The organism is Brevibacterium sp. UMB1308A, assembly GCF_030230605.1.
Classification (GTDB): domain Bacteria; phylum Actinomycetota; class Actinomycetes; order Actinomycetales; family Brevibacteriaceae; genus Brevibacterium.
The window spans coordinates 19,625-28,951 of sequence record NZ_JASPDO010000028.1 but is presented as its reverse complement, the minus strand read 5'-3'; the positions used below and the strand labels follow the sequence as shown (position 1 = coordinate 28,951).

The window sequence follows — 9,327 nt, the reverse complement described above, 5'->3', positions numbered from 1 at the left end:
GTCGGCATGATTGTTTGTGAACTGATTGATGGCTACGGGTTTGTAATTCTGTGACTGTGCCCAGGTTGAAAGCTCGCGGAAGTGGCTTGTGGTTTGGATGTCTATTGGTTTGAAGAATGAGGCGTGGGTGTCTGCCCATTCGGCGAGCTCGTCTTCGCCTACGAGAAGCTCACTGCGCACTGCCTCGATACTGCAGGCAATAGATTGCTGATGAACCAGCCCGAGCCACGTCCAAAAACCAGGAGCGATATCAGCTGGGTAGTATCGGTTCTTGGCTTCGATGAAAACGTTGGAGTCGAGCAAGTACATCAGGCTATCCCCAGTTCGCTGGCCATAGTGTCGAACGTCGAGTGTTTCTTTGTGCCCAGTAATTGATATGCCTGACGATATGCCGTGGACCCTTCCATAGCACTTGCAATAACGGCGCTGGCAAACGTGCGACTAAGCCGGATGAGCTGAGTGTTATAGAAGTTGCCTCCAGCTTTTGACGGCTTTTGGGAGGCTAGGATTTCACCGATTCTCTTTTGCTCGGTTACATAGCGTGCGCGGTATTCCTCCCACGTAATCAAGTGGGCGTCGAAAAGCCGCTTGAGAATAACCAAGGTACTGACCTGGAACGTGTTGGACAAACGTTCGAGCTCCTCAACAGATTCTTCTCCGGAAAAGTCATGTTGTAGAGCATCGAGTGGTACTAGAACTTCGGCGGCAACCTGATTGCACCACTCTTCTTCATGCACGCCGTTTTCCAGGTGCGTGGAAGCGTCAGACAAGGCGCTGGAGCCCAAAATGATATGTGCGAACTCGTGAATCAGGGTAAAAATCTGTGCCGCTTTTGTGTCAGCACCGTTGACGAAGATCAACGGCGCGAAGGGGTCTGCAAGTGCAAAACCTCGAAACTCTTGTGGGTTGAGTTTACGGTGGGTGTTCGTACCAACAACGCCGTTGATCATGACTAAGACCCCAAGGCCTTCAATACGGTCAATTAGGTGGCGAACCGTCTGCTGCCGACTGGAGGCAACGTGACCCAGGCTCGGCAGATCCAGCTTCTCCCTCATGTGACGCGCCACAACTGTAGCTGGTGTTGCCGTGGTCACGTGTGGGATGAGGTTTGGCGGTTCTACATCGTTCGTCTGCACGTATGTCCGGTACCAATCCTGCCGGTCCTGGCACAAATAAATCGTGTCGAGTAGATCCGCCGAGGGGCGTGGTACCTGCTTATTGCCGAACGTTCGCATGTCGGGAATGGGAACGGTTTCATCTGGAGGTTCCGGTAAGAACATGAGCCCTAAGGGAGCGTGGGTATCGCGTGCGAACTTCTCGAGTTGTTTCAACGTGGGTTTTTTCACCCCAGCGACCCAGTCGCTAAAGCTTGGAACACGATCAATCGTAGTTTCGCGGTCCCACCCGGCTCGTTCGACTGCCCACTCTAAAAGCCTGGGTTGAACATCAACTCGAACGCTCATCGTTTGCACCTCCTTTCACGATCCTGAGTCATGTGCTCACCTACTCAATGCGCATAATTTTACCGGGCCAAAATCGGCCACACCGGGTTTTCCACAGACCAGTGGCAGCTAGAAGAACCATTCCCTAACGGACCACACTTAGCTACGCTTTTCGTATGGGACTGACAACTTCACTGATCCTCACAACGGAACCCGTAACGCCTCAGCAACTCGAGGCTTGGGGGCTTACCCCCACACAGGACAAGGGCGACCTGTGGACTGCATTCCACGACCCGGCGAACCAGTTCTTTGCGGTGGCACGCCCCGGTGACTGGACCATCCTGTGGGACCCGGAAATGCTGATCGCGCCCCACTTCGAAACCGACTCGATCACCCTGCCTGGCACCTGGCACGTCGCGAGCACCGTGTCCTCCATGAGCTTCGTGGATTACCGCGTGTTCGTCGACGGCACTCTCGTCAGGCACCTGGTTGCCGGTGATGAGGAGCTCAACGAAGGTGCGCCGGTCGTTGACGAGTCCGCGTTCGTGTTCCGTGAGGAAGGTGAGGAAGAAGAACCGGCCGAGGTGGATGGCGACCTTCTTATCCAGGAACTTCCGCGCGCCGTGGGTGCAGTGGGTCCGGGCGACGACGTGTTTAACGTTGAAGGGCAGTACTTCACGTACCAGTCGACTGCGCCGGACCCCAACGCCGAGCCGCTGGTGGACCCGCAAGGCGGAGGCGACCTCGGTGGCGGGGAACCTCAGAAACAGTCCTTCTTTGGCAAGCTGTTCGGTAAGAAATGAGGTCGCGCCGCCCGAGGTGTTCACCATCAGCCGCTGATGTTTGACATGTCTTCGATCACAAGGTCATAAGTGATAGCAACACGGTTGGCATGCGGGTCAAGGTGACCGGCGAAAAACGTTGCAGTCTTGTCGACTAAACCTGCACTTAGATTGATTTGATCTGACCCCTTAGAGATGTCGAAATTTCCACGCAGATAAACCACCTCCGAGGCGGGCGCAGGCGCGCTTACACGGTGATAAGGCGCATGCTCAGCTCTGAACGTTGCGCCAATGAGACTCCCAGTTCCCCCGCGAACACGCCCTTGAGACACGTTAAACTGTTCGCAGAGTTGGTGGACCGCGTCGGCAATCAGGACGTTTGGTCGTATTCTTGCGACAATAAAACGAGACGTTGAACCATTATTGGGCAACGGTCCAGGGCTCTCGTAGCTAGTTGAAGTTGCAGAGGGCTCGAACACTGGTAGCTCGGTTTCAGCGCAGGTTCCGTAACTCAGCGCTACTGAGTGAAAAGTAACCACTGATACTTCCATCCAGCCTTCGTCTACGGTAGTTTCTGGCCAGACGTGACCTGCGTGTAAAACCTCAGTGTCACGTTCTTTCCAGACTGCATGAATGTGTGACCAACGCTCTTGGTCGCGTAATCCAACAGTCGCAGTTCCTGCGAGCACTCGCGAGCGTTTGCTATGTAAGGTGTCGCTGTACCACATTGGATGCTTGTGATCGCCTTCTGCGGGTACGCAGTAGTTAACGTTCGCGAGGTCTGCATCGTTAAACTCGATTAGTCCGTACTGGGAGCCGCCTGACTCAACGACTGATGCAAGCACATCGAAAAGTCCATCTCCGGTGTGTGTGCGAACCCGTCGGGTAAAGCTGGTTCCCAGTGTCTCAACAGCGGTGATGCGCTCATCCGCAAGAACACCAGGATGTGCAATTGCCTGGTTGACGTGAAGAGGCTCTTCGCCGGAGTGTCTCATGCGATCACTGCACCCCCGTCCACGCGCAAGATTTGGCCTGTTATATAGGAAGCCGCAGGGGACGCGAGGAATGCCACCGCGTTGGCGATATCTGTTGGTTCACCCATATGTTGAAGCACTTGACCCGAGAGATCGTATGCTTGACCCTCTGTCATCGCCGACTTCACCGGTCCGGGAGCTACGGAATTACATCGAATTCCTAGGTGGCCCACTTCTTTTGCAACCCACTTAGTGAGTGCAATGATCCCGCCTTTGGAGGCGGCATAAGCGGGGCCCGATCTTGCCCCTGCGGTGCCACTCGATGAGGCACCGCCGTTAATGCCAGAAATCGACGAAACGTTAATGATGCTTCCACTCGCGTTATCGCTCATATATGGATAGATGACTGCTTTTGTGAAATTGAATGTACCGTTCACGTTTGTGTCGAGATCGCGTTGCCAGTCTTCGCTTGAAATGGCGTCTAGCGTTGAACGCGAGGCGGTACCCGCGTTGTTAACTAGAACATCAATAGTTCCGAAGCGGTTGTATGTCGTGGCCGCAAAGTTTTCGACTTGCTTGAAGTCACGGACATCGACGTCTAGGCCTACAACCGTTGAACTTGGATACAACTGTTGGAGTTCAGTTGCTGTTTCCAAAGATCCCGTGAGGTCCGCAATAGCTACGTTGGCTCCGAGCATGCAAAATGTTTCTGCAATGCCCCGCCCTATTCCGCGCGCGCCACCCGTGACAATGGCGCCCTTATCTTCTAACTGGAATGGATTAAACATGATCCTCCTTATTTCACTCCAAGTAGATCGGGTAACCAATTGGAGAAGACTGGGAAGTAAGTAATGAGCAATAGAGTGACAAATGCTGCAAAGAGGAAAGGAAGAATACCTTTTACAAGATTCTCGAGTTTCTCTTTGCCGATTCCAGCAGCGACGTACAGGTTCAAACCAACGGGTGGAGTAAACAAGCCGATCGCCAAATTGACTGTCATGAATACACCGATGGTCGTGATGTCAACCCCGACAGCGATGAGTGTTGGAACGAGGATAGGAACGAAGAGGTAGAAAGCACTGATTGCATCGATAAACGCACCGACAATGAGGAGGATGATCGTAGCAAGTAGAAGGATGAGAATGCGTGAATCTGTGACAGATAGAACCGCGTCAGAGATTCGTTGCGCAACGCCCTCAACAGTAATCACATATGAAAACAGGCTTGCAACACCAACGATGAACATGATCGATGCAGTCGAGATACCTGCTTCAAGAAACAGTTGCGGTATCTCGCGAATCTTCAAATCACGATAAATGAGGACACCAACGAGCAGTGCGTAGACGCTAGCAACAGCACCCGCCTCGGTGGGTGTGAAAACTCCACCATAAATACCACCCAAAATGATGACAGGAATCATCAGACCAGGTAGTGCTTTAGTGAAAGCTTTACCAAAGTTAGCGAAGGTGAGCTCAGGGGCAGAGTTTTCGGTGTCGAGGGCAATCCTTCCATTTTTTCGAGTCCGCGGAAGTAGAATCGCGGCGATGAAAAAGGCAACAGCCAGCATGATGCCCGGCACAACTCCTGCAATGAACAGACGTGAGATCGATACCTTTTGGTACTCAGCGGCCACCACAGCAAAAACGATGAATGCAATCGAGGGAGGAACCACGATACCCATAGATCCGGATGCTGCAACAAGCGATGCAGAGTGATGAGGCCGGTAGCCGTTCTTGTTTAATGCTGGAATTAGAATCGCACCAATAGCAGCGACAGTTGCCGGGCCGCTTCCCGAAATTGCTGAGAAAAAGAAGGCGGCCAGAATCGTGACAGCAGCAAGGCCGTGCGTGAGACGACCAAAAACGAGATACGCAAGATCCACAAGTCGCTGAGATATTCCCGTGTACTGCATGATCACGCCGGCAAGAATAAAGAAGGGGATTGCCAACAGGGTCGACGACGAGAGTGATGGATACATCACGCTCGGGACAATGCCAAGAACCTGAATGCCATCGGTGACAACTAGCACAAGAGCCGCTGCGATGCCCAGTGAAAAAGCGACCGGAACTCCGATGAATAAAAGAACGAAGAAAACGCCGAACAGCAACAGCTCAATCATTTGTCTTCACCACTTCCTGAGTCATGGTCTGCATTGACCTGAGTTGCACCTGCTGTAGTAGCAGCCAGTCGGGCTACCACGTCCTCCTCATCTTGGGATGAACGAAGCGACGACTTTAACCCCGTGAGGATGTGGAAGGCTCCCAGCAAGCCACAGAGCGGAATTGCAATGGTAAAGAGCCACTGAGGAATTCCGAGTGAGGGTGTTGCCCGCCCACGGATCGCTTGGTTTATGGTCATTTCGCCACCGAAATACAAAAGAATAATAAGAAACAGAATCATGGCTACAGCACTGGCCACGATAAGCGCTTTCCGAATTGCACGAGGTGAGTTCTCGACCACGTAGGTAAAACCGAGGTGAGCACCATTACGTATGCCGATGACAGCGCCTGCCAGGGTGAAAACGACAAGCATATTGATTGTGATTTCTTCAGTAAACGCGAGTGATGCCTGAAGGACATAGCGGAAGATCACATTCAAAAATGTGATCACAACGATAGTGATAAAAGAGATAATCACAGTCCAGTCTTCGATACGGGATATGAGTTTCATTTCTCTCCTTCAGGAATGAATTCTTTTGATAGCTCGTCGCCGTATATATCTCGATATTTGTCGTATAACGGTGCAAGCGACGCACGAAACTGTTCGACTTCATCGTCCGTCATTTCGTACGCTTGTATTCCGGACTCTTCCATCTCTTGAAGTTTTATGGACTCTTGTTTGCGGTTTTCGTTGATCTGGAAGGTATTCGCCTTTTGAGCAGCAGTTCGCACTATTTGCTTATCTTCATCGCTGAGGCTCTCATAGAGGTCTTTATTCATCCCTAAAATTAGTGGATCGTATGAGTAGTTCCAGATTGACAAATATGGTTGAACGGCCTGCAAATCGGCGGAATAAATGACATCCACAGGGTTTTCTTGTCCATCAATCGCACCTTGTTGAATTGCGGTGAAGACCTCTGAAAATGGCATGGTGGTGGGGTTGGCCCCCACTGTGCGATAGAAGTCCGTGTAAAGTCCGAATCCCGGTATCCGGAGCTTGAGCCCCTTCATATCGGCTGGCGTTTTAATAGGTCTCTTGCTGTTTGTGACTTGTCGCATCCCGGACTCACCAAAACCGAGAAGCTCCACACCGTTCTCTGCTAAGAGCTTTCGGTACGCTTCGCCACCACTTCCCTGCAAAGCCTCGTGTCCTTCTTCAACGGATGTGAAGCGGAAAGGCATGACAACGGCGCCGAACTTAGGGTTGATTCCTGCATAAATAATTGGAGAGTTGTAGCTGAAATCTTTCGCACCATCCATCAGCTGCTCGACTCCAGCTACAGGTTCACCTGCAGAGAGGCGCTCGCCGGTGAAGATCTGTAGCTTCATCCGGCCGTTCGATTGTTTATCTAGCTCCTCGCCAAACAGCTGTGCAGCCGTGTACCAGGTCGAATTGGCTCCAGCAGTGACGGTGAATTTCCAGCGATATTTCTGCTTACCGTCCTCAGTGGTGCCGAAGTTGGTTCCACAACCAGTCATGACTGTTGCAAATGCAACTATCAAAGCTGTCGCTAAGATTTTCTTGACGTTGGTTATACCTGCTTGAATCATTGCTTGAACTCCTTTGTTCACACACAGGCGTTGGGTGTTGCTCTAGTTTGGGGTGGTGTGAATGAGACCGCCGTCTACGGGAATTAGTGCTGCATTGATGTAATCTGCAGCTTTAGATGCAAGGAACACTGCTGCGCTGGCGATATCTTCTGGACGTCCCATTTCTCCGGTAGGGGAAGCCGCGTTTCGTCGCTTGAGCATGTCCGCGTTCGTGGAGTAATTGCTCGAAAGTGATTTAGCAACTAGCGGCGACGCAATGAAACCTGGGGCGATTGTGTTAGCCCTAATTCCTTCCTTTGCGTATGCGATTCCTACGCTTTTTGTCAGCTCAATTAGCGCTGCTTTGGATGAGGAGTATGCCGGATAGTTGTAGCCCACTGAACGTATTCCGCCGACTGACGAGACAGTGATAATCCGCCCGTATTTCGCTTTAATCATCGCCGGTAGTACGAGCCTAATCGTGGTGAACGCCCCGGCCACATTAATTTTCAAGGCGGATATGAAGTCATCGGTCGTGATCTCGGTGGGTCCGCCATCTTTGACGATCCCGACGTTGTAGTAGAGCACGGAAGGGTCTTCAAAATGTGACCTGCACTCGTTGAGTGCCTTGGCGATAGAATCTTCGTCAGTTACGTCGGCTAATGCCGTAGCGTGGGTGATATTCTGTTCGGCTAGTCGCCCGGATGCAAGTGCCAAGGCATCTTTATCGCGGTCCACTATGAATACCCGGGCGCCGTTCTCGCCAAAGGCTAACGCGGCAGCTAGCCCGTTATTGATTTCGCCGTCCGGTGTACCGCAACCGACTGCAAAGATTGTTTGGTGTGTGAGATCTGTGCGCATTTTGTTACTTCCCAACTTGAACAGTCGCGACATCGATGTCGATGTCTTCGGTTAAAGCTTGTTTGAGCTCTTTGCGTGCGACCTTTCCATAGGCTGTCAGAGGTAATTGCACTGTAGGTTTGAAGACCTTAGGAACTTTGTACGCGGCAAGATTTGCCTTGAGATAGGCGCGGAGTTCATGCTCAAGTTCGTTAAGGTCACCAACGCGGTCGGTTTCTATGACCGCCACCCCTTTCTCGCCCCACTTTTCGTCCGGGATTCCAATAACAGCGCTGTTGGAAACTGAAGGATGTGCTGTGAGTAGTTCTTCGATTTCACGGGGGTAGACGTTCGAACCGCCAGAAATGTACATGTCCGACTTGCGTCCAGTAAGAAATAGATAGCCGCGCTCATCAACGTAGCCAATGTCTCCCGTGTGAAACCAACCGTCTTTAAACGCTTCTGCATTTGCCTTGTCATCGTTTAGGTAACCAGCACAAACGGTTGGTCCGGCAACGCAAACCTCCCCGTGTTCATAGGGAGCTAATCGATCACCGTCGTCGGACTGGATGGAAATCTGTATGGAAGTGCGGGGGCGGCCACAAGTCCCGATACCGGCAGCGTCCTCAGGAATTACTCCGTGTTCTTCAGGACGAAGAGCAGTGATCGAACCAGTTACCTCTCCTAGCCCAAAGTATTGGACCAGGCATTTACCCAAACGGTTAAGCGCATGTTGCTGATCGTGAGCTAGCATCGGCGCCCCTGCATAGATCACATACCTCATGCTGTGATCACTAGGACCTCGGGATTCAGGGTACGCCCGAGCGATCTTATTCAGGATTGTTGGAACCGTGAACGCATTAGTTATTCGATACTTGTCAATACATTCCCATACCAACTCTCCGTCGAGGCTGTCTCCGGGATAGATTACGGAAGCTGCTCCAGTGAAAACCTGCGCGAGCATATGTATGCCCGCTCCGTGTGACAACGGCGCGATGATAAGTGAGCGCCCGTTGTGGTCCTCTGTGGGGAAGAGGTCGCAGTAGTGATTCATTAAAACGGATCCGGCGTGGGCGTGCGTAAATACGGCCATTTTTGGAGCCCCAGTAGATCCGGAAGTAAAGAAATACCACATTGGGTCATCGCCCATCACACCTTCGGGAGCGGAGGGTGTTAGCTCTTTGTTGGTGTTTTGTTGGGCGCCGTCGTTGGAACCCTCGCCCAGCCAAATGACTGTGGTTACGAGTTTGTTGTCTACTAGTCGCTCAACCGTTTCACGGAAGTCAGGGTGGGCAACAATAACTCGAGGTGCCGTTCGGCGTGTTAGATCCTCTATTTCGCGGTATGACATTTTTGCATTAGGTGGTGCAACAACACCTCCCGCCCAAATAATTCCCCAGAAGTACTGAATCATGTGGGCGGTGTTTGTCGAAAGCAACATCACGGTGTCACGACGCTGTACACCTTTAGATTTCAGTGCCTCTGCCGCAAACTGAACCTTTTCGAGTAGCTCTTGCCACGTCCATGTGGTGTTGCTTTTGTCATCGATTACTGCGGGGTGTGACGGTAGTCGCGATGCTGTTTGCACGAGGAACTCGGC

10 protein-coding genes are annotated in these 9,327 nt (G+C 51.9%); 1 reads left to right on the top strand and 9 read right to left on the bottom strand.

Translation table 11 applies throughout. From position 1 onward, the window contains the following. Nucleotides 1–303: DUF4411 family protein (locus tag QP868_RS10590; protein WP_284926538.1), on the bottom strand; the 303-nt coding region annotated here is incomplete at its 3' end. A 5-nt stretch (nt 304–308) separates the two neighbouring features. Beyond that, nucleotides 309–1,463, bottom strand: coding sequence for an ImmA/IrrE family metallo-endopeptidase (locus QP868_RS10585; protein WP_284926537.1), 1,155 nt, complete (start codon nt 1,461–1,463; stop codon nt 309–311). 155 nt (nt 1,464–1,618) lie between these two features. On the opposite strand from QP868_RS10585, the gene QP868_RS10580 reads away from it, so the two are divergent. Further along, complete coding sequence (locus QP868_RS10580; RefSeq protein WP_284926535.1) at nt 1,619–2,245, top strand: hypothetical protein; 627 nt, start codon at nt 1,619–1,621, stop codon at nt 2,243–2,245. 26 nt (nt 2,246–2,271) lie between these two features. Here QP868_RS10580 and QP868_RS10575 read toward each other — a convergent pair whose 3' ends face one another. The 7 genes from QP868_RS10575 to QP868_RS10545 are packed head-to-tail and all read right to left on the bottom strand — an operon-like array spanning nt 2,272 to nt 9,315. Next, complete coding sequence (locus QP868_RS10575) at nt 2,272–3,219, bottom strand: PPC domain-containing DNA-binding protein (RefSeq protein WP_284926533.1); 948 nt, start codon at nt 3,217–3,219, stop codon at nt 2,272–2,274. After that, nucleotides 3,216–3,986 (bottom strand): SDR family NAD(P)-dependent oxidoreductase, encoded by a 771-nt coding sequence (locus QP868_RS10570; RefSeq protein ID WP_284926532.1) that lies wholly within the window; start codon nt 3,984–3,986, stop codon nt 3,216–3,218. The genes QP868_RS10575 and QP868_RS10570 overlap by 4 nt, the downstream gene beginning before the upstream one ends. An 8-nt stretch (nt 3,987–3,994) precedes the next feature. After that, entirely contained in the window at nt 3,995–5,317 is a 1,323-nt protein-coding gene (locus tag QP868_RS10565; RefSeq protein WP_284926531.1) for a TRAP transporter large permease, read from the bottom strand. Then, entirely contained in the window at nt 5,314–5,868 is a 555-nt protein-coding gene (locus QP868_RS10560; protein ID WP_284926530.1) for a TRAP transporter small permease, read from the bottom strand. The genes QP868_RS10565 and QP868_RS10560 overlap by 4 nt, the downstream gene beginning before the upstream one ends. Further along, a complete protein-coding gene (locus QP868_RS10555) occupies nt 5,865–6,908 on the bottom strand; it encodes a DctP family TRAP transporter solute-binding subunit (RefSeq protein WP_284926529.1) in 1,044 nt (347 codons plus the stop codon). The genes QP868_RS10560 and QP868_RS10555 overlap by 4 nt, the downstream gene beginning before the upstream one ends. A 42-nt stretch (nt 6,909–6,950) precedes the next feature. Further along, nucleotides 6,951–7,781 carry an SDR family NAD(P)-dependent oxidoreductase gene (locus QP868_RS10550; RefSeq protein WP_284926528.1) on the bottom strand — a complete coding sequence of 277 codons (831 nt, stop codon included), beginning with the start codon at nt 7,779–7,781 and terminating at the stop codon, nt 6,951–6,953. Then, nucleotides 7,753–9,315, bottom strand: a complete 1,563-nt coding sequence (locus QP868_RS10545; protein ID WP_284926527.1) for an AMP-binding protein — start codon at nt 9,313–9,315, stop codon at nt 7,753–7,755. The genes QP868_RS10550 and QP868_RS10545 overlap by 29 nt, the downstream gene beginning before the upstream one ends. Nucleotides 9,316–9,327: the final 12 nt, after the last annotated feature.

Coding starts and splice junctions, on each gene's coding strand:
- QP868_RS10560 (WP_284926530.1), bottom strand. CDS start 5,868: ATGAAACTCATATCCCGTATCGAAGACTGGACTGTGATTATCTCTTTT.
- QP868_RS10585 (WP_284926537.1), bottom strand. CDS start 1,463: ATGAGCGTTCGAGTTGATGTTCAACCCAGGCTTTTAGAGTGGGCAGTC.
- QP868_RS10575 (WP_284926533.1), bottom strand. CDS start 3,219: ATGAGACACTCCGGCGAAGAGCCTCTTCACGTCAACCAGGCAATTGCA.
- QP868_RS10565 (WP_284926531.1), bottom strand. CDS start 5,317: ATGATTGAGCTGTTGCTGTTCGGCGTTTTCTTCGTTCTTTTATTCATC.
- QP868_RS10550 (WP_284926528.1), bottom strand. CDS start 7,781: ATGTCGCGACTGTTCAAGTTGGGAAGTAACAAAATGCGCACAGATCTC.
- QP868_RS10555 (WP_284926529.1), bottom strand. CDS start 6,908: ATGATTCAAGCAGGTATAACCAACGTCAAGAAAATCTTAGCGACAGCT.
- QP868_RS10570 (WP_284926532.1), bottom strand. CDS start 3,986: ATGTTTAATCCATTCCAGTTAGAAGATAAGGGCGCCATTGTCACGGGT.
- QP868_RS10580 (WP_284926535.1), top strand. CDS start 1,619: ATGGGACTGACAACTTCACTGATCCTCACAACGGAACCCGTAACGCCT.